The 21,463-nt window shown below is 68.4% G+C and carries 23 protein-coding genes and 1 pseudogene; 8 read left to right on the top strand and 16 right to left on the bottom strand.

Going from position 1 to position 21,463, the window contains the following annotated elements:
• Positions 1 to 23 precede the first annotated feature (23 nt).
• The 3 genes from A5701_RS03200 to A5701_RS03190 form a co-directional block, all read right to left on the bottom strand.
• Positions 24 to 272, bottom strand: coding sequence for a hypothetical protein (locus A5701_RS03200; RefSeq protein ID WP_067748427.1), 249 nt, complete (start codon positions 270 to 272; stop codon positions 24 to 26).
• A gap of 378 nt (positions 273 to 650) precedes the next feature.
• Positions 651 to 1,850 (bottom strand): PPE family protein, encoded by a 1,200-nt coding sequence (locus A5701_RS03195; protein WP_067748425.1) that lies wholly within the window; start codon positions 1,848 to 1,850, stop codon positions 651 to 653.
• 215 nt (positions 1,851 to 2,065) lie between these two features.
• The gene (locus tag A5701_RS03190) at positions 2,066 to 3,463 is read right to left on the bottom strand and encodes a glycine--tRNA ligase (RefSeq protein WP_067748561.1); all 1,398 of its coding nucleotides are present in this window, start codon (positions 3,461 to 3,463) and stop codon (positions 2,066 to 2,068) included.
• Between the two features lie 192 nt (positions 3,464 to 3,655).
• Here A5701_RS03190 and A5701_RS03185 point away from each other — a divergent pair, with 192 nt between their 5' ends.
• The 3 genes from A5701_RS03185 (at position 3,656) to A5701_RS03175 (ending at position 5,593) form a co-directional block, all read left to right on the top strand.
• Positions 3,656 to 4,063 (top strand): helix-turn-helix transcriptional regulator, encoded by a 408-nt coding sequence (locus A5701_RS03185; RefSeq protein WP_067748423.1) that lies wholly within the window; start codon positions 3,656 to 3,658, stop codon positions 4,061 to 4,063.
• Positions 4,060 to 4,452 carry a Fur family transcriptional regulator gene (locus A5701_RS03180; protein ID WP_082950230.1) on the top strand — a complete coding sequence of 131 codons (393 nt, stop codon included), beginning with the start codon at positions 4,060 to 4,062 and terminating at the stop codon, positions 4,450 to 4,452. Before A5701_RS03185 ends, A5701_RS03180 begins: the two co-directional genes overlap by 4 nt.
• 139 nt (positions 4,453 to 4,591) lie before the next feature.
• Positions 4,592 to 5,593, top strand: coding sequence for an alpha/beta fold hydrolase (locus tag A5701_RS03175; protein WP_067748558.1), 1,002 nt, complete (start codon positions 4,592 to 4,594; stop codon positions 5,591 to 5,593).
• Between the two features lie 4 nt (positions 5,594 to 5,597).
• Here the strand turns inward: A5701_RS03175 and A5701_RS03170 are convergent, their stop codons facing one another.
• The 3 genes from A5701_RS03170 to recO are packed head-to-tail and all read right to left on the bottom strand — an operon-like array spanning position 5,598 to position 7,748.
• Entirely contained in the window at positions 5,598 to 6,026 is a 429-nt protein-coding gene (locus A5701_RS03170; protein WP_067748555.1) for a hypothetical protein, read from the bottom strand.
• Positions 6,027 to 6,061: 35 nt separating this feature from the next.
• Positions 6,062 to 6,955, bottom strand: a complete 894-nt coding sequence (locus A5701_RS03165; RefSeq protein WP_067748419.1) for a decaprenyl diphosphate synthase — start codon at positions 6,953 to 6,955, stop codon at positions 6,062 to 6,064.
• Complete coding sequence (recO, locus tag A5701_RS03160; RefSeq protein WP_067748417.1) at positions 6,948 to 7,748, bottom strand: DNA repair protein RecO; 801 nt, start codon at positions 7,746 to 7,748, stop codon at positions 6,948 to 6,950. The genes A5701_RS03165 and recO overlap by 8 nt, the downstream gene beginning before the upstream one ends.
• A gap of 62 nt (positions 7,749 to 7,810) precedes the next feature.
• Between recO and A5701_RS03155 the strand changes: the two genes are divergently transcribed.
• Both A5701_RS03155 and A5701_RS27195 read left to right on the top strand, forming a co-directional pair.
• On the top strand, positions 7,811 to 9,310 hold the full coding sequence (locus tag A5701_RS03155) for an amidase (protein WP_067748415.1): 1,500 nt from the start codon (positions 7,811 to 7,813) through the stop codon (positions 9,308 to 9,310).
• Positions 9,311 to 9,475: 165 nt separating this feature from the next.
• Positions 9,476 to 9,649, top strand: a pseudogene (locus A5701_RS27195) (ornithine decarboxylase); the annotation flags it as partial.
• Between the two features lie 105 nt (positions 9,650 to 9,754).
• Here the strand turns inward: A5701_RS27195 and era are convergent.
• From era to hrcA, 8 genes are all read right to left on the bottom strand, one after another.
• Entirely contained in the window at positions 9,755 to 10,654 is a 900-nt protein-coding gene (gene era / locus A5701_RS03150; protein WP_067748552.1) for a GTPase Era, read from the bottom strand.
• Positions 10,655 to 10,718: 64 nt separating this feature from the next.
• Complete coding sequence (locus A5701_RS03145) at positions 10,719 to 12,023, bottom strand: hemolysin family protein (protein WP_067748413.1); 1,305 nt, start codon at positions 12,021 to 12,023, stop codon at positions 10,719 to 10,721.
• Positions 12,020 to 13,309 (bottom strand): hypothetical protein, encoded by a 1,290-nt coding sequence (locus A5701_RS03140; protein ID WP_067748411.1) that lies wholly within the window; start codon positions 13,307 to 13,309, stop codon positions 12,020 to 12,022. The genes A5701_RS03145 and A5701_RS03140 overlap by 4 nt, the downstream gene beginning before the upstream one ends.
• Positions 13,306 to 13,839, bottom strand: a complete 534-nt coding sequence (gene ybeY / locus A5701_RS03135) for an rRNA maturation RNase YbeY (RefSeq protein WP_067748409.1) — start codon at positions 13,837 to 13,839, stop codon at positions 13,306 to 13,308. The genes A5701_RS03140 and ybeY overlap by 4 nt, the downstream gene beginning before the upstream one ends.
• Before the next feature lie 30 nt (positions 13,840 to 13,869).
• A complete protein-coding gene (locus A5701_RS03130) occupies positions 13,870 to 14,928 on the bottom strand; it encodes a PhoH family protein (protein ID WP_067748407.1) in 1,059 nt (352 codons plus the stop codon).
• Between the two features lie 177 nt (positions 14,929 to 15,105).
• Positions 15,106 to 15,867, bottom strand: a complete 762-nt coding sequence (locus A5701_RS03125; RefSeq protein WP_067748405.1) for a 16S rRNA (uracil(1498)-N(3))-methyltransferase — start codon at positions 15,865 to 15,867, stop codon at positions 15,106 to 15,108.
• Positions 15,868 to 15,959: 92 nt separating this feature from the next.
• Positions 15,960 to 17,105, bottom strand: a complete 1,146-nt coding sequence (gene dnaJ, locus A5701_RS03120) for a molecular chaperone DnaJ (protein ID WP_067748403.1) — start codon at positions 17,103 to 17,105, stop codon at positions 15,960 to 15,962.
• Between the two features lie 58 nt (positions 17,106 to 17,163).
• Positions 17,164 to 18,195, bottom strand: coding sequence for a heat-inducible transcriptional repressor HrcA (gene hrcA, locus A5701_RS03115; RefSeq protein ID WP_067276375.1), 1,032 nt, complete (start codon positions 18,193 to 18,195; stop codon positions 17,164 to 17,166).
• A 206-nt stretch (positions 18,196 to 18,401) separates the two neighbouring features.
• On the opposite strand from hrcA, the gene A5701_RS03110 reads away from it, so the two are divergent.
• The 3 genes from A5701_RS03110 to A5701_RS03100 all read left to right on the top strand — a co-directional run bounded on the left by A5701_RS03110 (position 18,402) and on the right by A5701_RS03100 (position 20,251).
• Positions 18,402 to 18,716: a type II toxin-antitoxin system VapB family antitoxin gene (locus A5701_RS03110; protein ID WP_067748401.1), complete on the top strand. Its 315-nt coding sequence runs from the start codon at positions 18,402 to 18,404 to the stop codon at positions 18,714 to 18,716.
• Positions 18,717 to 18,779: 63 nt separating this feature from the next.
• Complete coding sequence (locus tag A5701_RS03105) at positions 18,780 to 19,379, top strand: carboxymuconolactone decarboxylase family protein (RefSeq protein ID WP_067748399.1); 600 nt, start codon at positions 18,780 to 18,782, stop codon at positions 19,377 to 19,379.
• Positions 19,376 to 20,251, top strand: coding sequence for a sigma-70 family RNA polymerase sigma factor (locus A5701_RS03100; protein WP_067748397.1), 876 nt, complete (start codon positions 19,376 to 19,378; stop codon positions 20,249 to 20,251). Before A5701_RS03105 ends, A5701_RS03100 begins: the two co-directional genes overlap by 4 nt.
• Here the strand turns inward: A5701_RS03100 and A5701_RS03095 are convergent.
• Together A5701_RS03095 and A5701_RS03090 are read right to left on the bottom strand one after the other, a co-directional pair.
• Positions 20,245 to 20,748, bottom strand: coding sequence for a hypothetical protein (locus tag A5701_RS03095; RefSeq protein WP_067748395.1), 504 nt, complete (start codon positions 20,746 to 20,748; stop codon positions 20,245 to 20,247). The two genes, A5701_RS03100 and A5701_RS03095, sit on opposite strands and share 7 nt — an antisense overlap.
• 177 nt (positions 20,749 to 20,925) lie before the next feature.
• Positions 20,926 to 21,441: a hypothetical protein gene (locus A5701_RS03090; protein ID WP_067748393.1), complete on the bottom strand. Its 516-nt coding sequence runs from the start codon at positions 21,439 to 21,441 to the stop codon at positions 20,926 to 20,928.
• Between the last annotated feature and the right edge of the window lie 22 nt (positions 21,442 to 21,463).

The following is a 21,463-nucleotide window of genomic DNA, read 5'->3' as shown; positions in this document are numbered from 1 at the left end:
ACCGCTCGCGTGCCGCCAGAGGGTCAGCCGGCGGCCGGTGAATGCGGTATCACACCGCCGGTGCGCGGGATCTCGAAGTGGGGTTCCGTCTCGCCTTCCCACCGCTGCCAGTCGTTCCACTGATTGGTCTCCGCGATCACGGCCGGGGCCGGGGCGTCGGCCACCGTGTCGATGGCGTCGGCGCTCACATCCGGCTTCGGTGCCCAGTGGTCGTAGTCATCCGGCGGCACGGCCACGCCCCACTTGAGCGGAACCGACAGGCCACCGAGCATCCCCGACTCACCCCGAACCGCCGACACCGAGTCATCTGGTAGCGGCGGACCAAGAGGCAAAAGCATGTTGCCCCCTTCCACAGCCGTTGTCGGACGCTGTGGCCGAACCCAATAACACCAAGCAGGCACATCGTAAGCCAAACCTGGGGCAAATACCGGAAAAACGTGGATTTGCTTCTGCGCAGCGTACGCGCGGCTTGCGGGCCCAAGCCGTGGAGGGTGGACCGACGCGATAAATACCGCGCCGGCCGAACGCAAAACCCTTGCCAATTGGCGCGATTCACGACGACGGTGTCCCGCGCATTCGCTCCGAGCGCCGAGCCCATGGTGGCTAGCGACGCTAGCCTCTCCTGGCTCGCCCAGAGCGCGGAGCCAGCCCTAGCCGCCCTTCGTCCGCGGCACCACCTTGGGCCGCGACTGCACTACGTGTGGGTTCTCGCCGCCGCGGCGTCCCCTCTTGTCGGTCTTGTCGCCGTCCGCGCCCCGATCGTCGACCGCCATGGCCATGGCCGGCGCAGAACCCGAGGCCGCGGACGGCGCGGACGACGTTGTCCCGGTCGCGATCGGCGTCGGCAGTTGGGCGCCTAGGGCCGGCACGGCAAGGCTGGTCAAGACCGCCGGCACCGGCATCGACCCCTCCCAGGTCGGCGGGACGGTGATCGATCCCACGAACCGGGCGGTGCCCAACCCGGCGGTCGCAACGCCCAGCCCGCCGGCCGACTGCAGCCCTTGGACGCCGCCCGCGGCGGCGTGCGGCACTTCGGCGGCCACCGTGGTGACGCCGGCCGCCGCGGGTGCGACGGGTCCCGCGCTGTGAGCCAGCACCATCATCGGGGACATCAGCGCGCTCGCCGGGTACATCCCGATCGGCGCCAGCGCGGTCATCGTCGTCACCGGCATCGACGACAGCAACGACGTCACCGACGACAGGCCGGGGAAGAACGCCCCCAACACCGACTGCAGCTCGGACACGAATGCGGTGCCCAGCGACGAGAAGGCCCCGAAAGCCTGGGACGCGAAGCTCAGCGGCGCCGTCACCAAGCCACTCAGCAGCGTCGGCGGGATGCTGAACGTCGGCAACGTCGCCGCCACGGTCTGCGCCCCGATGTGATAGCCCACCATCGCGGCCACGTCCTGGGCCCACATCTCCATGTACTCGATCTCGGTCATCGCGATCGCCGGGGTGTTCTGGCCGAAGAAGTTCGTCGCGATCAGCATGAGCAATCGGATGCGGTTCGCCAGGACCTCCGGCGTGGGCACCGTCGCCATGAACGCCGCTTCGTACGCCGCCGCCGCCGCGGTCGCCTGGGCGGCCGCCATCTCGGCTTGCCCCGCCGCCGAGATCAGCCACTGCAGGTACGGCGTCGACGCCGCCAGCATCGCCGCCGACGACGGACCGGTCCAGGGACCGGAGGCCACTCCCGTCACTACCGACTCAAACGACGCCGCCGCGGCCGCCAGGTCAGCCGCCAATGATTCCCAGGCCGCGGCCGCCGTCAACAATGGGCCGGGTCCGGCGCCGCCATACATCAGGGCAGAGTTGATCTCGGGGGGGAAGAAAAGAAAAGCTGGAATCACGACATCCCCAACCCACCGACCGAGTCAACGGCACCCACTACACGCATACGAACCCGACACCACCCATGCCGACTAGACACGTGAGCAACATTCGCTTTATGAGCCTAAGCCAATCGGCTACCCAGAAGCGGCTTTTTATCAAACGTTTAATACCCCGGCGTGGCGAGCGCGCCGACTAACCGGACAAGTGTCCTGAGAACGCGAACAGCCGCCGGTCAGCAGCCCTTGAGCCGTGCGGCGAGATAGTCGGCCACGGCGTTCATCGGGACGCGATCCTGCGTCATGTCGTCGCGCTGGCGCACCGTGACGGCGTTGTCCTCGAGCGAATCGAAATCCACGGTCACGCAGAACGGCGTCCCCACCTCGTCCTGGCGCCGGTAGCGCCGCCCGATCGCGCCGGCGTCGTCGAAGTCGATGTTCCAGCATGCCCGCAATTCGGCGGCCAGATCACGGGCCTTCGGGCTCAGGTCGGCGTGTCGGGACAACGGCAGCACGGCGGCTTTGACCGGGGCCAGTCGGGGGTCCAACCGCAGCACCGTGCGCTTCTCCAGCACACCCTTGGCGTTGGGCGCTTCGTCCTCGGTGTAGGCGTCGATCAGAAACGCCATGAAGGACCGCGTCAGACCGGCGGCCGGTTCGATGACGTAGGGGGTGTAGCGGGTGTCGCTGACTTGGTCGTAGTAGGACAGGTCGGCACCGGAATGCTTTGCGTGGGTTGACAAGTCGAAATCGGTGCGGTTGGCGACGCCTTCCAGCTCGCCCCACGGGTTGCCGGCGAATCCGAACTTGTACTCGATGTCGACGGTGCGATCGGAGTAATGCGAAAGCTTCTCCGGGGGATGCTCGAACAGCCGCAGATTCTCCGGATCGATACCCAGATCGACATACCATTGCAGCCGGGTGTCGATCCAATACTGGTGCCATTCCTTCGCGGTGGAAGGCTCGACGAAGAACTCCATTTCCATTTGCTCGAACTCGCGCGTTCGGAAAATGAAGTTGCCCGGCGTGATCTCGTTGCGAAAACTCTTGCCGATCTGGCCGATGCCGAATGGCGGTTTCTTGCGCGCCGTGGTGACGATGTTGGCGAAATTTACGAAGATGCCCTGCGCGGTCTCCGGGCGCAGATAGTGCAGACCCTCCTCGGTCTCGATCGGCCCGAGGTGGGTCTTGAGCATCATGTTGAACTCGCGTGGCTCCGTCCACTGGCCCTTCGTGCCGCAATCCGGGCAGACGATCTCGGTCATCGGCACCGTGTCGGGGTCGTCGATCCCCTTTTTGGCCGCGTAGGCCTCCTGCATGTGGTCCTGGCGATGCCGGTGGTGGCAGTTCAGGCACTCGACCAACGGATCGTGAAAGACCTCGACGTGGCCGGACGCCACCCAGACCTGCCGCGGCAGGATGATCGACGAATCGATTCCCACTACGTCGTCGCGCCCGGTGACCACCGACCGCCACCACTGCCGTTTGATGTTTTCCTTGAGTTCCACGCCCAGCGGGCCGTAGTCCCACGCCGAGCGGGTGCCGCCGTAAATCTCGCCCGAGGGAAAGACGAAGCCGCGCCGTTTGGCCAGGTTGACTACGGTGTCGATGACGGACGCCACGGCGTGGTGCACTCCCTTTCCGGGTTTGATCGGGCACGCGCGGCGATCGACCGCCGCGCGCAGAGCATCAGTCATGGTAACGATCGGCGCCGGGGTCTTTGACATGCGTCATCATGCATGTGACAGTGGAGGTCGGCCGCCCGCGAGACCTCCCGGCGGATCCCGCCCACAACCTGGCACTTTCCGAGGTGATGACTCTCTCCCATGGCGATGTCCCCCTCTCCGCCTTCCCCGATGCCGACCACCGCGGGTGACCTGAGCGTGGTGGCCCACGAGCACGGCGGAACCGGGTCCGGCGCACTGGCCGACTACCCCGTGCCGCCGCCGCGGGAGATCCTCGACGCCGCCGGCGAGCTGCTGCGCGCGCTCGCCGCACCCGTGCGGATCGCCATCGTGCTGCAGCTGCGCGAATCCCACCGCTGCGTGCACGAGCTGGTCGACGCGCTCGGTGTGCCGCAGCCACTGGTGAGCCAGCACCTGAAGATTCTCAAGGCCGCCGGCGTCGTCACCGGCGAACGGTCCGGCCGCGAGGTGCTGTACCGGCTTGCCGACCACCACCTGGCGCACATCGTGGTGGACGCCGTCGCGCACGCGAGCGAGGACACGCTTTGACCGGCACGAGCGTGCGTTCGACCCGGCAGCGAGCGGCGATTTCGACGCTGATGGACACCCTCGACGACTTCCGCTCGGCGCAGGAGTTGCACGACGAGCTTCGCCGCCGCGGTGAGAACATTGGGCTGACCACCGTCTACCGGACGTTGCAATCCATGGCGGCGGCGGGAATGGTCGACACGCTGCGGACCGACACCGGTGAGTCGGTCTACCGTAGGTGTTCCGAGCATCACCATCACCACCTGGTGTGCCGCAGCTGTGGTTCCACCATCGAAGTCGGCGACCACGAGGTCGAGCAGTGGGCGGCGCAAATCGCCGCCAAGCACGGCTATTCCGACGTCAGCCACACCATCGAGATCTTCGGCACGTGTTCACAGTGCGGGTCGTAGGTTGACCCGGGCCGACCGACCGCGGCACGTCTGAAAAAAGTTCTGAAGAAAAAGTGTCCGACACGCGCCCGCCGCGTGCTCCTACCCGATGAGTGGCCCACGGGCCGAGCCAAGCAAGAACTCCAGGGAAGTGAGCACCATGCGGAACCACCCATCGCCCCATCTGCGGCCCGTGCGCGACGTCGGGGCTCCGTCACTGCAATTTCGCACCATCCATGGCCACCGGCGCGCCTTCCGGGTCGCCGGGTCGGGACCGGCCCTGCTGCTGATCCACGGCGTCGGCGACAAGTCCACGTCATGGGAGCCCGTACACGCCAAACTTGCGCAGCGGTTTACGGTGATCGCACCGGATCTGCTGGGACACGGGGAATCGGACAAACCACGCGCCGACTACTCCCTGGCGGCCTTCGCGAACGGCATGCGAGACCTGCTTGCCGCGCTTGACATCGATCGCGTCACCCTGGTCGGGCATTCGTTCGGTGGCGGTGTGGCAATGCAATTCGCCTATCAATACCCGGAGCTGGTCGAGCGCATCGTGCTGGTCAGCAGCGGTGGCGTGGCCCAGGAGGTAAGCATGGCCCTGCGGTTGGCGGCGATGCCGATGGGCAGCGAGGCCCTGGCCATGCTGCGCATTCCGGGCGTGATGCCGGCGATGCGACTGTTCGGGCGGGCCATGGCGACCGTGCTGGGCCCCACCAGCCTCGGGCACGACATCGGCGATGTGGTGAATCTGCTCGAGGGCTTCCGGGACCCGCGCGCACTCTCGGCGTTCGCGCGCACCTTGCGTTCGGTGGTGGACCGGCGCGGCCAGTACGTGACAATGCTGGACCGAAGCTATCTGGCGCAACCCATTCCGGTGCAAGTGATCTGGGGCGAGGACGATTTCGTGATCCCGGTAGACCATGCCCGGAGAGCCCACGACGCGATACCCGGGTCACGCTTGGAGATCTTCGAAAACTCGGGGCACATGCCGTTCAAGGACGACCCGGATCGCTTCGTCGAGGTCGTCGAGCGGTTCGTCGACTCGACTCGACCGGCTCGGCACGATCGAGATCGCCTGGGCTCGTTGCTGCGGACCCGCGTCGGCGACAACGGCCGGGAATCGGTCACCGTCGCCCTGACCGAATCGGCGGTGTCCTAGGGCCCTAACCCGTCAACGTGCGACGTATCCCGGCGCCCGAATCCAGCACCAGCAGAACCAGAGTGCGCAGCGCGTCATCGCTCAGGCCGGCGCCGGGAAAGTTATAGCGCAGCATCACGTCGGCGCTTTTGGCAGCGCTCTTGCCCGAATTACGTTGCACGGCTTTATCGTTGATCTTCTCGACGAGCGTGACGCTGCCAAAGTTGCTCTCGCGGGCCTGTCTGGCTACCTGATCGCTGATCTTCTTGGTCAGCGGCAGATCCCACGCCACGACCTGCGTCAACGACACCAGGTCGAGGTCGTCGGCGATGTTCACCACCCGTAACGAGGCGATGGTCCCCCGATGGCGCACGGTCAGGGCCCCGTCGGTTTCCTCCTCGACCGGAAGGACTTCGCCGAGCACCGACGCCAGACGATCCTGCAGTGATGGCATCGGATCCTCTCCGTGAGGACCCGTTGCGGTCCCCACTACGCGCTTCCGAATCTTCGATTGCGAGAAGCGTATTCCTCGCAGGCAGCCCAGAGGTCGCGGCGGTCGTAGTCGGGCCACAGTTTGTCCTGAAAGATGTACTCCGCATAGGCGGCCTGCCACAGCATGAAATTGCTGGACCGCTGCTCCCCCGAGCTGCGCAGGAAAAGATCGACGTCGGGGATGTCGGGTCGCTGCAGGTGCTGCGCCACCGTCGCCTCGGTGATGCGCTCGGGGTTCAGCCGGCCCGCGGCTGCCAAGCGGGCGATTTCTTTTGTGGCTTCGGCGATTTCGGCGCGGCCCCCGTAGTTGACGCAGTAGTTGACGGTGATGACGTCGTTGTCCTTGGTCATCTCTTCCGCGATCGCCAATTCATTGATCACGCTGCGCCACAGGCGTGGGCGCGAACCCACCCAGCGGATCTTGACCCCTATGGTCTTGAGGTTCACCCGGCGCATGCGCACCACATCGCGGTTGAAGCCCATGAGGAAACGGACCTCCTCGGGTGAACGCTTCCAGTTCTCGGTGGAGAAGGCGTACAGGCTGAGCCACTTGATCCCCACTTCAATTGCGCCACAGACGATGTCAATGACGACCGCCTCGCCCGCCTTGTGGCCGTCGGTACGGGTAAGCCCGCGTTGGGTGGCCCAGCGGCCGTTGCCGTCCATCACGATCGCCACATGATTGGGCAGTCGGTCGGCCGGGATCCGGGGCGCCGCCGCTTTCGAGATGTGCTGTGGCGGCCGGCTCGGGCCACCGCCTGGGGCCAGCGGCAGCTCGGGAAATACCACCGGCCAGGTCGACCTTTCGGGGAAGACCGGATAGTCGTCGGGGGCGGGAGGCAGCTGCGGGAAGGCGGCGGACGCCGACTTCCGCTCGGCCTTGCTAGCCACAGTCCAAATCCTGCTCGATCAGCGCTGCTGCGCGTCGTTCGGCGATGGTGCGGTCGACGTGATACGTCCGTTCCACCAGTGGCAACGTTTTGAGCTGCCGCTCCAGGTGCCATTGCAGGTGCGCGGCCACCAGCCCGCTGACGTAGCTGCGGTGCGATTGCGTGGCCTTTTCGGCGAACTCCCAATCGCCGTCGTGCAGCGCGGACATCAGGTCCAGCACGCCCGGCGGCGGTGTCGTCGAACCGGCCGGACGGCAGTGCGGGCACACGCTGCCCCCGGCGCCGACATGGAACGCCCGGTGCGGTCCCGGTGTGGCGCACCGCGCGCACTCGGTCAGCGCCGGCGCCCATCCGGCGATGCCCATGGCGCGCAGCAGGTAGGCGTCCAGCAGCAGGTCCCGGGACCGGCGGCCGTCGGCCACCGCCCGCAGCGCGCTCACCGTGAGCCGGTGCAGGGCCGGGGCGGGAGCCCGCTCCTCACCGGCGAGGCGTTCGGCGGTTTCCAGCATCGCGCACCCGCAGGTGTAGCGGCCGTAATCGCTGACGATGTCGGTGGCGAACGCGTCGATCGAAACCACCTGGGTGACGATGTCGAGATTGCGGCCGGGATGCAGCTGCGCGTCGATGTGTGCGAATGGCTCCAGGCGTGCGCCGAATTTGCTGCGGGTGCGACGAACGCCCTTCGCCACTGCGCGAACCAAGCCGTGATCGCGGGTAAGCAGGGTGACGATCCGGTCGGCTTCGCCGAGCTTGTGCTGGCGCAAAACCACAGCCCGGTCTCGATACAGCCGCATCACAATAGTTTTGCACCCCGCCGCGACAATGCTGGTATCCGCGCCGGTTAGTCTCGTACCCCGTGATTGGCGCTTCCGAGTCAGGTCCTGGGTCCGTTTTCGGATCCGGTGGCCAGCGCCTGCCCACGTTGACTGACCTGCTTTATCAGCTGGCCAATCGGTCCGTGACATCGGTCACACTGGTGCGGCGGTCCCTGCACGCCATCCATGCGAGCCAGCCGACGCTGAACGCCTTCCGGGTGGTGCTCACCGAGTCGGCGCTGGCCGCGGCGGCGGCGGCCGACCGGCGACGGGCAGCCGGGGACACGGCGCCGTTGCTCGGCATCCCGATCGCGGTCAAAGACGACGTCGACGTTGCTGGAGTGCCGACCGCGTACGGCACGGAGGGCTACGTCTCGCCCGCCACCCACGACGCCGAGGTGGTCCGCCGCCTCAGGGCCGCCGGCGCGGTGATCGTCGGCAAGACCAACACCTGCGAGCTCGGCCAGTGGCCCTTCACCAGCGGCCCCGGCTTCGGGCACACCCGCAACCCCTGGTCGCGACGGCACACCCCCGGCGGCTCGTCGGGGGGCAGCGCCGCCGCGGTGGCCGCGGGGCTGGTCACCGCGGCGCTCGGCTCCGACGGGGCCGGCAGCATCCGGATCCCCGCCGCCTGGACGCACCTGGTGGGCATCAAGCCGCAGCGCGGCCGCATCTCCACCTGGCCGCTGCCCGATGCGTTCAACGGCATCACGGTCAATGGGGTATTGGCCCGCACGGTGGCCGACGCGGCGCTCGTGCTCGACGCGGCGTCGGGCAACGTCGAGGGGGACCGGCACAAGCCGCCCCCGATCACCGCGTCCGACTATGTCGGCATCGCACCCGGACCGCTCAACATCGCGCTGTCGACCCGATTCCCGTACACCGGTTTCCGGCCCAAGCTGCACCCGGAAATCCTGGCCGCGACGCGTGCCGTGGCCAAGCAACTGGAGTTGCTCGGCCACACCGTCGTTCCCGGCAATCCCGACTACGGCCTGCGGCTGTCGTGGGACTTCCTCGCCCGGTCCACCGCCGGTCTGCGGGACTGGGAGGAGCGGCTGGGCGACGGGGTGGTGCTCGACCCTCGCACGGTAGCCAACCTGCGCATGGGCTATGTGCTGGGTCAGGCGATTCTGCGCACCGCGCGGCGGCACGAAGCAGCCGCGCAGCGTCGGGTGGGTTCGATCTTCGACATCGTCGATGTCGTCCTGGCTCCGACGACCGCCCAACCGCCACCGCTGGCCCGCGCCTTCGACCGGCTGAGCAGCTTCGGCACCGACCGCGCGATGATCGCCGCGTGCCCGCTGACCTTTCCCTGGAACGTGCTGGGCTGGCCGTCGATCAACGTGCCGGCCGGGTTCACCTCCGAGGGGTTGCCCATCGGGGTGCAACTGATGGGGCCGGCCAACAGCGAGGGCATGCTGATCTCGCTGGCCGCTGAGCTCGAGGCCGTGTGCGGATGGTCGACCAAACAACCGACGGTGTGGTGGAACGCCGAAACGGGAGCGCCGCCGGTAGCCGGTACCCCGCCGCCGCGAAGGTGAACCGGTAAGCGGCACATCCTCGAAAGTTGAATTCGCTTGCGGCGGTGCGCGAACACGCATTGCTCGAGGCGATCGCATAGCCGAGGGCAAGGCGGGTATCCGTTCGCCGTGGACCAATCTGGTGCTCCACAGTTGGATGCGCGTCGAGCAAGTTCCCACCGGCGGGGCCGGGTTGCCGCCGAGCAGTGCACGCCGTATCCGCCGGGGATTCCCGCGGTGGTGCCCGGCGAGCGGCTCAACGACGCGGTGCTGGATTACCTGTGTTCCGGTGTGCGCGCCGGCATGAACGTTCCCGACGCGGCGGATCCGTCGCTGCAGACAATCCGCGTGCTCGCCTAGCGGCGATCGCAAGCGCGGCGGTGGCGATCGCAACCGCGGCGAAGCCGGGCGCAGCGGGTCGCCGCAGTCAGCTGAAGCCGGACGCCGCGGTTCGCCGCGTCTGTTTCAGAAACCAAGCCGGCCAAGCTGTTTGGGATCGCTCTGCCAATTCTTGGCGACCTTCACGCGCAAGTCCAGGTAGATCTTGGTGCCGAGCAACTTCTCGATTTGGCCGCGCGCCGCCGTACCCACCTGGCGCAGCCGGGTCCCACCCTTGCCGATGATGATGCCCTTCTGGCTGTCGCGCTCGACGTAAAGCAACGCGTGCACGTCGATCAGGTCGTCGCGGTCCGCGCGGGGACTCACCTCGTCGATGACGACCGCCAGCGAATGCGGCAGCTCGTCGCGAACGCCCTCCAGGGCGGCCTCGCGGATGAGCTCGGCCATCAGGACTTCCTCGGGTTCGTCGGTCAGTTCCCCGTCGGGGTAGTACGCCGGGCCGGCCGGCAACGCCGCGGCCAGCACGTCGATCAGCACATCCACCTGAGCACCGGTGGCGGCCGACACGGGGACGATCTCGGCCGAGTCGCCGACCAGTTCACTGACCGCGACCAGCTGCGCGGCCACCCGATCTTTAGGCACCTTGTCGATCTTGGTGACGATGGCGACCAAGGTCGTTTTCGGTGCGGTCGAACGGATTTGGTCGACGATCCACCTGTCCCCCGGACCGATCGCCTCGTCGGCCGGGATGCACAGGCCGATCACGTCGACTTCGGCGTAGGTGTCGCGCACCAGGTCGTTGAGCCGCTTGCCGAGCAGTGTCCGCGGCCGGTGCAGGCCCGGCGTGTCCACCAGGATGATCTGAAAGTTCTCCCGGTGCACGATGCCGCGAATGGTGTGGCGGGTGGTCTGCGGCCGCGTCGAGGTGATCGCCACCTTGGAGCCGACGAGCGCGTTCGTCAGCGTCGACTTGCCGGTGTTCGGCCTGCCGACCAAACACACGAAACCGGAATGGAATTCGGTCATCTCGCCGACCTTGCACCCGTGGCTGGCCGCGGGCCGCACGTTCGCGGTGGGCGGACGTTCGACGTCACGAGGGGCTCTCCCCGTCCGAGCCGTTGGACTCGGGCTCGACCGGGCTCAGCAGGACCGTGCCGATGCGAACGCGTCCCCGGTGGTCGGTGCCGCCTTCGGCCTGGAGCCGCAGGCCATGCGAGACCACCTCGGCCCCGGGCAACGGAACCCGGCCCAGCTCCAGGGCCAGCAGGCCGCCCACGGTGTCGACGTCGAGATCGTCGTCGAAGTCCACCCCGTAAAGCTCGCCGAGATCTTCGATCGGCAGCCGCGCCGAGACGCGAAACCGTTTGTCGCCCAGGTCTTCTACCGGCGCCGTCTCGGCCTGGTCGTATTCGTCGGCGATCTCGCCGACGATCTCCTCCAGCACGTCCTCGATGGTCACCAGGCCGGCTATCGCGCCGTACTCGTCGACCAACAGGGCCATGTGGTTGCGGTCGCGCTGCATCTCGCGCAGCAGCGTATCCAGCGGCTTGGAGTCCGGCACGAACACCGCCGGACGCATCACCTGGGCCACGGTGATGCCCCGGCCGCCGTCACCCGAGAGAAAGCTCTGCTGGACAAGGTCTTTCAGGTAGACGACCCCGACAATGTCGTCGACGTTCTCCCCGATCACCGGAAGACGCGAGTGCCCGCTGCGCACCGCCAGGTTCAACGCCTGACTGGCCAGCTTGTCGCTTTCGATCCAGATCATTTCGGTGCGCGGCACCATGACCTCGCGGGCCGGGGTGTCGCCGAGTTCGAAGACCGACTCGATCATCCGGCGCTCGTCGGCGGCGACCACGCCGCGCTGCTGGGCCAGGTCGACGACTTCGCGTAGCTCGATCTCGGACGCGAACGGCCCGTTGCGCAAGCCGCGGCCGGGCGTCAGCGCATTACCCAGGACGACCAGCAGCCGGCTGAGCGGCATCAACAACCACGAGATGAGCCGCAGCGGAACGGCTGTCGTCAACGAGATGGAGTACGCGTGCTGACGGCCGAGGGTGCGCGGGCCCACCCCGATGACCACGAAACTGATGACCACCATGGTGGCCGCCGCACCGAACAGCGCCCAGGTGAGACCGAAGTTGTCGTACAGAAACAGCACCAGCAGCACGGTGGCCGTGATCTCGCACGTGATCCGCAGCAGGACGACCAGGTTGATGTAACGCGGCCGCTCGGCCATCACCTCGGACAGCGACACGGCGCCGGGCCGTTCCTCGCGCACGAGCTCCTGGACCCGGGCCAGCGACACCGTGCTGATGGCCGCGTCGATCGCGGCGAACAGCCCGCCGATAGCGATCAGCGCCATCGCGCCGAGCAGCCAGGACAGACCGGTCAATTGCCGGAAGACCTCGATGTGGTGACCGGCTCCACGTCGTCGTCGCTCCGCTTTCGGTTGAGGGCCCAGGCCCCAAGGCACACCACGACCCCCAATGCCCCATAGCCCAGCGCCGAGGGCCACCAGGGCTGGGCGGGTTGGGTCGGATCCTCGTGCGGGCGGACCGCGAGCACCACCAGGAAGCTGCCGTCGTCGGTGGGTCCGGCGTGCGGCAGCGACTGGGTCTTGGTGACGCTGATCTGGCTGCTGCTGCTGCTGGAGTCGTTGGTCTGGCCCCAGGCCAACGTGGAGTCGTCGAGCAGGAAGACGTCTTGGCTACCCCCGGGTTGGCTCTCGTCCCGGCCCACCACCGACACCTGGCCGACCTCCAGCGTCTGGTTGGCGGCGGGCACGGAGACCAAGACGTTCTGGTAGAGCTTCGGCGGCTCGGGTGGCTTGTAGTCCGGCGGCGGCGGGCCGTTGAAACCGTCCGGCGGTACCGAGCCCCCGCCGTAGAAGCTGCCCGAGACCACCCAGCCGTCACCGACCGCCGTGAAGGGGACGACGCCGACGGTGGCGGCGTCGAGCACGATCCGGGCGCCGGGCGGCAGGTACGCCTCCCGGTCGGCGCCGCCGTAGGAGTAGCGGAACGTCATCGCCTGGTTCAGCGGGTTGTACAGGGCCGGGCGGCGGAAGGCGTCGTCGTAGTCGACGTAGTCCCAGTGCCGGGGCCGGACCAGCCGCTGGTTGTCGACCTTCAGGACGTCGACGTTCTCCCGGTGGGTGCTGACGACGTTCTGCACCCGCTGGTTGAAGTCGACCTGCTTCGGCGGTTTCGGCGGGTCGGCGGGATTGACGCGCGTCGGCGGTGCGGCCTTGGCCGCCGCGACCGCCTGGGCGGGAACATCGAGCCCCCGGGGCGGAGCCACCACCGAGACGTTCCTCGACGCGTCGGGGCCCGGCGGATTGATCGTCGGAAGGGCGTTCGCGGGCGGCAGGTTCGGCGGAGGGATGAGCGGTGGGGCCTGCACCGGAACGGTGCTCGGCGGCACGTACGCGGGCACCTCCGGAATCTGCACCGGGCTCGGCGGCGGCTGAACCCGGCGGGGCGGCGCGTCCTGGGAGCACACGTTGGAGGTGTGATACTGCGCAACCAGGTACTGGCACCAGTTGCAGCTGGTCGGGTTGGACCCGCCGCCGGCGCACGGGGCCGCCTCGGCGACGCCGATCGTGGTGGCCACCACCGAGACCGGTGCCAGGGCGACGGCGGCCGCGGCCGCGATCCCGAGTGCTTTTAGTCGGCTCAATTGTCGAAATACCTTGACTTGTCCAGCAATTGACGGTCCCGCTCCTGCTGGCGATCTTGTTGGTAGGCCTGGACCTGCTCGGCGACCCACTCTTCGAGCAATCGGTCCTGCAGGGCGAACATCTCTTTTTCCTCGTCCGGTTCGCCGTGGTCGTAGCCCAGCAGGTGCAGCACGCCGTGGATGGTCAACAGCGCCAGCTCATGGCCCAGGGTGTGGCCCGCCGCGTCGGCCTGCCCGGCCGCGAATTCGGGGCACAGCACGATGTCACCCAGCATCGACGGCCCCGGCTCCGGGGCATCCGGCCGGCCCCCCGGCTCCAACTCGTCCATCGGGAAGCTCATCACGTCCGTCGGCCCGGGCAGGTCCATCCAGCGCATGTGCAGGTCGGCCATCGCCGCGGTGTCCAGCAGCACCATCGACAGCTCTGCGGCGGGGTTGACGTCCATCTTGGCGATGACAAACCGCGCGACGCTGATCAATTCGGTTTCGGAAACGTCAACGCCCGACTCGTTGGAGACCTCGATGCTCATAGGACGCCCATCAACCAGTCACAGCCTTCATCACCGGCGCCCGCGGGAGCCTGAGGCCCGCCGGGCCGCCCGGTTGGTCGCCAACCCGGGCTCTTCGAATTTCGCGTAGGCGTCCACGATTTCGGAGACCAGCCGGTGGCGCACCACGTCGGCACTGGTCAGTTCCGCGATGTGAATGTCCTCCACGCTGTCGAGGATCTCGATCGCCGAGCGCAGGCCCGACCTGGCGCCACCGGGCAGGTCCACCTGGGTGATGTCGCCCGTGATCACCATCTTCGAGCCGAAGCCGAGTCGGGTGAGGAACATCTTCATCTGCTCGGCGGTGGTGTTCTGCGCCTCGTCGAGGACGATGAACGCCGAATTCAGGGTGCGACCGCGCATGTAGGCCAGCGGCGCCACCTCGATGACCCCGGCCGACATCAACTTCGGGATCAGCTCGGGATCCATCATGTCGTAGAGCGCGTCATACAGCGGCCGCAGGTAAGGGTCGATCTTCTCGCTCAGTGTGCCCGGCAGAAAGCCAAGGCGCTCACCGGCTTCCACCGCCGGCCGGGTGAGGATGATGCGGTTCACCTGTTTGGTTTGCAGCGCGCTGACCGCCTTGGCCATCGCCAGATACGTCTTGCCGGTGCCGGCCGGGCCGACCCCGAAGACGATGGTGTTGGCGTCGATCGCGTCGACGTAGCGCTTCTGGTTGAGCGTCTTGGGCCGGATCGTCTTGCCGCGCCGCGACAGGATGTCCAGGGTGAGCACTTCGGCCGGCGATTCGTTGTCGGTGCCGGTCAGCATGGCGACGCTGTGGCGGACCACCTCCGGCGTCAGCGGCTGTCCGTTGGCGACGATCGCGACCAGCTCGGAGATCGCCCGCTCGGCGAGCGCGACGTCGGCCGGCTCGCCCGAGACGGTCATGGCGTTGCCGCGCACATGCAGATCGGCGTTCAGGCTGCGCTCCAGCGCGCGGAGGTTTTCGTCCGCCGAGCCCAACAAGCCGACGACGACATCGGGCGGAACATCGATGCTGCTGCGTACTTGGGCGTTGGCCTGGAGGCCTCCGGCTGCGTCAACAGCGCTGGTCTCGCGGGGCGTCACGTGGCTCTCGATGCCTGCTTTCTCGGTTGTCGGTGGTTTGCTCGGCTGCCTAAGTCTACGCCGGGGCCACTCGTTGGTCAGCCTTCAGCCGCCATTCGCCGGCCGGGCGTCGGCCACCGCCCCGGCCCGCCACCCCCGGTCATATCCAGCGGACCCCATGGTGGCGGCCGCGCAAAACTACAGGTTCGACGCGGTATCCCACCGCGGGGTGAGCACGCCGAGCGCGCCGAGCGCCACCGCCGCGGTTGTCGAGGTCCGCAGCACCTGGGGGCCCAGCCGCACCGCCACCGCGCCCGCCTCGGTCAACGCGGCGATCTCGTCGGGCGCGATGCCGCCCTCGGGACCCACCACAAGGAACAGCGAAGCCGCACCCGCGATATCGGCGTGGGCGAGCGGGTCGGCGGCCGACTCGTGCAACGCCAGGACCACCCCTGCCGCGCGCAGCTCGTCGCGAACCCGGTCGACCAGCGCCGCGGTGGACAGGACGCCGTCGACGGGCGGGATGTGCGCCCGACGCGACTGCCGGGCCGCCGAACGGGCGACGGCGCGCCAACGGCGCAGGCCCTTGTCCACGCGGGCACCCTGCCAACTGGCCACACACCGGGCCGCCTGCCAGGCCAGGAATGCGTCGGCGCCGGCTTCGGTGGCCAGTTCGATGGCCAGCTCCGAGCGCTCCGACTTCGGCAACGCCTGGACCACGGTGACGGGCGGCTGCCCGGCCGCGACACTCCAGCGCTTCAGCACCCGGGCGCGCAAGCCGTCGCGGCCGGCGTGCTCGACCTCGCAGTGCGCCAGCCCGCCGGCGCCGTCGCCGAGGACCAGTTGCTCGCCGGGGCGGATCCGCCGCACGGTGGCGGCGTGAAATCCCTCGTCACCGTCGACAACGGCCAACGAACCGACGTCGGGCAGTGCATCGACGTAGAAGAGGGTCGCGACCATCGCGTTGCTCCTAACGTCGACGAGTGTGGGGGTTACACACGAAGACCGCCCCGAATTCGTCCATAGACCCCACGCTCGGCGAAGGGAGGCGGCTAGCGCCCGGTGAAGGTCTCGCGCAGCCGGCTGAACAGGCCGCCGCCGGCGTGCGTCGAGCGGACCTCGGGCACGTCGCGGCTGCGCCGGGCCTTCAGCTCACGCAACAGTTCGGTGTCGTGGTGGTCCAGCCGGGTGGGCACCACCACCTCGACGTGGACGTGCAGGTCGCCACGGGTGCCCGACCGCAGGTGCGGCATCCCGCGCCCCCGCAGCGTGATGACCGAATTCGGTTGCGTGCCAGGCGGAACGGTGACCTCGCTGATGCCGTCCAGGATGGCGTCGATCGTGACCGTGGCGCCCAGCGCGGCGTCGATCATGGGCACCGACACCGTGCAGTGCAGGTCGTCGCCCTCGCGGACGAAGACGTCGTGGGCCTGCTCGTGCACCTCGACGTACAGGTCGCCGGCCGGCCCTCCCCCGGGTCCGACCTCGCCCTGGGCGGCGAGCCGAACCCGCATCCCGTCGCCGACCCCGGCGGGGATCTTCACGCTGATCTCCCGGCGGGCGCGGACCCGGCCGTCACCCATGCACTGGTGGCAGGGATCGGGGATGACGACGCCGACGCCGCGGCAGGTGGGGCACGGCCGGGAGGTCATCACCTGGCCGAGCAGCGACCGCTGCACCGTCTGGACCTCGCCGCGGCCGCCGCAGGTGTCGCACGGGACCGGCACGGAATCGCCGTTGGTGCCCTTGCCCTGGCAGCGGTCGCACAGCACCGCGGTGTCGACGGTGACCTGTTTCGTCACCCCGGTGGCGCACTCTTCGAGGTCGAGCCGCATCCGCAGCAGCGAGTCCGAGCCCGGCCGCACCCGGCCGATCGGACCGCGCGAGGTCGCGCCGCCGCTGAAGCCGCCGCCGAAGAAGGCCTCGAACACGTCGCCGAGGCCGCCGAACCCGCCGCCGAACCCGCCGCCCGCGGCAGCGTTTTCCATCGGGTCGCCGCCGAGGTCGACGATCCGGCGCTTCTCGGGGTCGCTGAGCACCTCGTAGGCGACGCTGATGTCCTTGAACTTCGCCTGCGCGGCCTCATCCGGGTTGACGTCGGGATGCAGTTCGCGCGCCAGCTTGCGGTATGCGCGCTTGATCTCCGCGTCGCTGGCGTTCCTGCTCACCCCGAGCAGCCCGTAATAGTCGCGTGCCACGCCTGACTCTCCTAAACCTGGTCCTTATCCCGCGCCTGCGCGTGCCGCGGGTGCGCGTTCATCGAGCACCCAGGACTTCGCCGATATAGAGGGCAACCGCGGCGACGCTGGCGATAGTTCCCGGATAGTCCATCCGGGTGGGCCCCAGCACACCCATTCCGCCGAACACGGTGTCGGAGGTGCCGTAGGCGGTGGTCACCATCGAAGTGCCCGCCATCTGCTCGGCGGCCGTCTCATGGCCGATACGCACCGTCACCTTACCGGCTTCCTGCTGGGCCGCCAGCAACCGCAGCACCACCACCTGCTCCTCGAGGGCCTCGAGGATCGAGCGCAGCGAGCCGCCGAAATCGGCGGCGTTGCGCGTCAGGTTTGCGGTCCCGCCCATCAGCAAGCGTTCTTCGGTGTGTTCCACCAACGACTCCAGCAACACGGTCGCCGAGCGGCCGACGGCGTCGCCCAGGCCGTCCGGGGCACGGAGCTGACCGGCCAGGTCGGCCACCGCGATCGAGGCGGCCGAAAGCTTCTTGCCGATCAACGCCTGGCCGAGCATCTCGCGGAGCTGGGACAGCTGGTGGTCGTCGATGACGTCGCCGAGTTCGACGATGCGCTGGTCCACCCGACCGGTGTCGGTGATGACCACCATCAGCAGGCGGGCCGGCGTCAGCGCGATCACTTCGAGGTGGCGCACGGTGGACGACGTCAGCGTCGGGTACTGCACCACGGCGACCTGGCGGGTCAGTTGGGCCAGCAGTCGCACCGCCCGGCGCAGCACGTCGTCCAGGTCGACGCCGGACTCCAGGAAGCTCAGGATCGCGCTGCGCTCGGCGGAGGACAACGGCTTGACGTCGTGGAGCCGGTCGACGAACTCGCGGTAGCCCTTCTCGGTCGGCACGCGCCCGGAGCTGGTGTGCGGCTGGGTGATGTACCCCTCGGCCTCCAGCACCGCCATGTCGTTGCGCACGGTGGCGGACGAGACGCCCAGGTTATGACGCTCCACCAGCGTCTTGGAACCGATGGGCTCCTTGGTGGCAACGAAATCGGCGACGATGGCACGCAACACCTCGAAACGCCGATCGTCGGCACTTCCCACTCGTTGTCACCTCCCTGCACCGCGCTGACCGGGTCCATTTTACGGGTCCCGAGCCGCGCCAACGGTTACCAGCGGGCGGTCGGCGGCGGGCAGTCGGCGGCACCCGCAACGATTACCGACGCTTCGGCGCTGGCGACGCTTCTTCCGGTTAGCCTTTCCAGCATGAACCGGTCGGGTGATCGCGACGCGTCGGGGAAGATCGGGCGATGATTTTCAAGGGCGTGCGCGACGGCAAGCCATACCCCGAGCATGGGCTGTCCTACCGGGATTGGGCCCAGATTCCGCCGCAGCAGATCCGGCTCGACGAATTGGTCACCACGACCACCGTGCTCGCCCTGGACCGCCTGCTGTCGGAGGACTCCACGTTCTACGGCGACCTGTTTCCGCACGCGGTGCGGTGGAAGGGCGTCACCTACCTCGAAGACGGCCTGCACCGGGCGGTCCGCGCGGCTCTGCGGAACCGCACGGTGCTGCACGCGCGGATCTTCGACATGGACATGGCGCCGGGGCCGCCGCGGTAGCCGGTCACGTTTGCGCACCGCCGGGTGTCGACTTGGTGAGGACGACATTCAAGGAGGACCGCCATGCCTCGGCTGCAAGGAGTCTCGGACCGTGACGCCGGTCTGGGCGCCAAGATCGCCTTCTTCTTCACCAAACGCAAGCTGGCCCAGATGACCGGGCTCGAAACGGCCGGGATGCTGGAACCGCTGCGGATGTACGCGCACATCCCCCGGCTGCTCAACGCGTACGGCAGGCTCGAGCAGGCCGAGTCGAAGCTGGACATCCTGCGCCCCCGCGACCGTGCGCTCGCGGAACTCAAGGCGGCGACGACGGTGCACTGCGAGTACTGCATCGACCTGGGTTCGCAGATCGCCCGCCGGTGGGGCATCACCGACGAGGAACTGCTCGCGATGGCCGATTATCGGAACGCCGCGTGCTTCTCCGACGTCGACAAGCTGATCCTCGAGTACGCCACCGCGATCAGCCGCACCCCCGTCGAGGTCAGCGACGAGCTTTTCGATGCGCTGCGCGGGCATTTCGACACCGCCCAACTCGTCGGGCTCACCCACGTCATCACGCTGGGCAACCTGCGGGCCCGCTTCAACCTCGCGCTCGGTATCGGCTCGTCCGGCTTCTCGGGCGACCGGGTCTGCGCCCTGCCGGAAACCCACGGTGACACGTGACCGTCGCTGCGTCGGTGACGGCGCGTTTCGAGGCGGCGCGGCCGCAGCTGGGCGCCATCGCCTACCGCATGCTGGGCTCGATCGACGACGCCCAGGACGCCGTGCAGGAGGCGTGGCTGCGGCTGAGCGGAAGCCACGCCGACGGGATCGCCAATCTGGACGCCTGGCTGACCACCGTGGTGGCCCGCATCTGTTTGAACATGCTCCGCGACCGCCGGGCCCGCGGACGGGAGGACCTGGCCGCCGTCCTGCCGGACCCGATCGTGGAAGCCGACGGCGAGTTCGACCCCGAACACCGGGCGATGCTCGCCGACGCGGTCGGGCTGGCGTTGTTCGTGGTGCTGGATACGTTGCCGCCCGAGCAGCGCCTGGCGTTTGTGCTGCACGACGCGTTCGCCGTGCCGTTCGACCAGATCGCGCCCATCGTCGGCCGCACGCCGGAGGCCACCCGCAAGCTGGCCAGCCGGGCGCGCCGGCGGATCGAACAGGCCGACCCGTCCCCCGACGGCGACGCGACCGCCCAGCGGGAGGCCGTCGACGCGTTCTTCGCGGCGGGCCGCAGCGGCGACTTCGACCGCCTGGTCGCGGTGCTGGATCCCGAGGTGGTGCTGCGCGGGGACTTCGGCCGCGGCACCCCCGGCTTCCGCGCCGAGGGTGCACCCACCGTGGCCAAGCTGGCCCGCAGCTATGCGGGCCCGGACCGCGAGGTGCGCGCCGCGACAGTCAACGGGGCGGCCGGCGCGGTGATCTTCGTCGCCGGGCAGGCGACGGCGATCATGGGATTCGTCGTGCGCGACGGCCTGATCGCCTCGATCGACGTGCTAGCCGACCCCGTCCGCATCGCGCGGTTAGACCTGCGCGGCGATCACTGACCGGCGGCTTGCAGCAACTCCATCGCCGACGCCCGCGACAGCACCCAGCCGCCCTGGTTGACGAACGTGACGTTCTGGGTGACCGGTGACGTCAGCTTCGGGCCGGAGACCGCGACGTCAGCCGTGGCCGAGCCGGCCGCGGCCGGCTGGATGTTCGTGACACCGAACGACAGGGGCAGGTCGCCGTTCTTGGCCGCCTTCTGCAGCTTCTTGTCGGCGACGTGCGCCTCGATGCCACTGATGCCGCCCTGAACCAGGTTGCTCTTGCTGGCGAACGAGACGCTCGGGTCGGCCAGGCTGTTCAGCACGCCGGTCAGCTGATCGGCGGTCGGCAGGTCGGCGGCCGCAACCGGAGCCGGATCCTGCGGTAACGGCGCACCGATCGCTGCGAGCCGCACCTGGTCCATCGAAGGCGCGATGGAGACCGCGCCGGCGGCCGCACCCCCGATGACGGCGAATGCTGCCGCGCTGGTGGCGAGCAACTTGACGGTTTTCATGGTTCCCCCTTCGACGGGCGCGCCTGGTGAAACGGATCCACGCATCTGGCGTGGTGTCAACGCGCCTGCTACTCCTGTTGATTCGCCTGGCGGCATGGCTACGTTACGGCCACGCCATGTGAAGACAACAGGCGGAACCTGTGCCCCAGCTGTGTGGCGGCCCAGAATTGCGGCCGGCTAGTTGGTCGCGGTCGCGGCCTGGATCAGGGCGATGGCGGCGTCGTGCTGCAGGACCCAGTTGCCGCCCTGATTGACGAACACCAGGTGCTTTTCCACCGGCCCGGCGAACTTCGGACCCGAGATCGCCACGTCGGCCTGGGCCATGTTCGGGCCGGCCGGCGCGATGTTCGTCACGGCGAAGGTCTCCGGAAAGTTGCCGTTGCGGTAGGCCTTTCGCAGATCGTGATCGGCAACGTGGCCCTCGTCGGGGGTGATGCCGTTCTCCACCAGGTTGTTCTTGGTGGTGTACGAGACGCCCGGATTGGTCGCCTGGTCGCACAGGGTCGACAACTGCTCCGCGGTCGGAAGAGCGCCCGGGGCCGGCGGCGGCGGTGGCGGGTCCTGCGGGAGCGGCGCGCCGAGCGCGGCCAACCGCACCTGATCCATCGGTGCCGCGACGAAAACGCCACCGGCGGCTCCCCCTAAGACGGCGAACGCCGCCACGCCGGTGGCAATACTCTTCATGGTTTTCACGGTTCCCCCTTCGATACGCATG

Origin of the sequence: Mycobacterium sp. E3305, assembly GCF_001666785.1 — a bacterium.
Lineage (GTDB): Bacteria > Actinomycetota > Actinomycetes > Mycobacteriales > Mycobacteriaceae > Mycobacterium.
Note: the sequence above shows the minus strand (reverse complement) of the source record. Positions and strands in the feature narration are given on the sequence as shown.

Coding starts and splice junctions, on each gene's coding strand:
- A5701_RS03200 (WP_067748427.1), bottom strand. CDS start 272: ATGCTCGGTGGCCTGTCGGTTCCGCTCAAGTGGGGCGTGGCCGTGCCG.
- A5701_RS03185 (WP_067748423.1), top strand. CDS start 3,656: ATGGCGATGTCCCCCTCTCCGCCTTCCCCGATGCCGACCACCGCGGGT.
- A5701_RS03175 (WP_067748558.1), top strand. CDS start 4,592: ATGCGGAACCACCCATCGCCCCATCTGCGGCCCGTGCGCGACGTCGGG.
- A5701_RS03170 (WP_067748555.1), bottom strand. CDS start 6,026: ATGCCATCACTGCAGGATCGTCTGGCGTCGGTGCTCGGCGAAGTCCTT.
- recO (WP_067748417.1), bottom strand. CDS start 7,748: ATGCGGCTGTATCGAGACCGGGCTGTGGTTTTGCGCCAGCACAAGCTC.
- era (WP_067748552.1), bottom strand. CDS start 10,654: ATGACCGAATTCCATTCCGGTTTCGTGTGTTTGGTCGGCAGGCCGAAC.
- ybeY (WP_067748409.1), bottom strand. CDS start 13,839: ATGAGCATCGAGGTCTCCAACGAGTCGGGCGTTGACGTTTCCGAAACC.
- A5701_RS03125 (WP_067748405.1), bottom strand. CDS start 15,867: ATGGTCGCGACCCTCTTCTACGTCGATGCACTGCCCGACGTCGGTTCG.
- A5701_RS03110 (WP_067748401.1), top strand. CDS start 18,402: ATGATTTTCAAGGGCGTGCGCGACGGCAAGCCATACCCCGAGCATGGG.
- A5701_RS03105 (WP_067748399.1), top strand. CDS start 18,780: ATGCCTCGGCTGCAAGGAGTCTCGGACCGTGACGCCGGTCTGGGCGCC.
- A5701_RS03095 (WP_067748395.1), bottom strand. CDS start 20,748: ATGAAAACCGTCAAGTTGCTCGCCACCAGCGCGGCAGCATTCGCCGTC.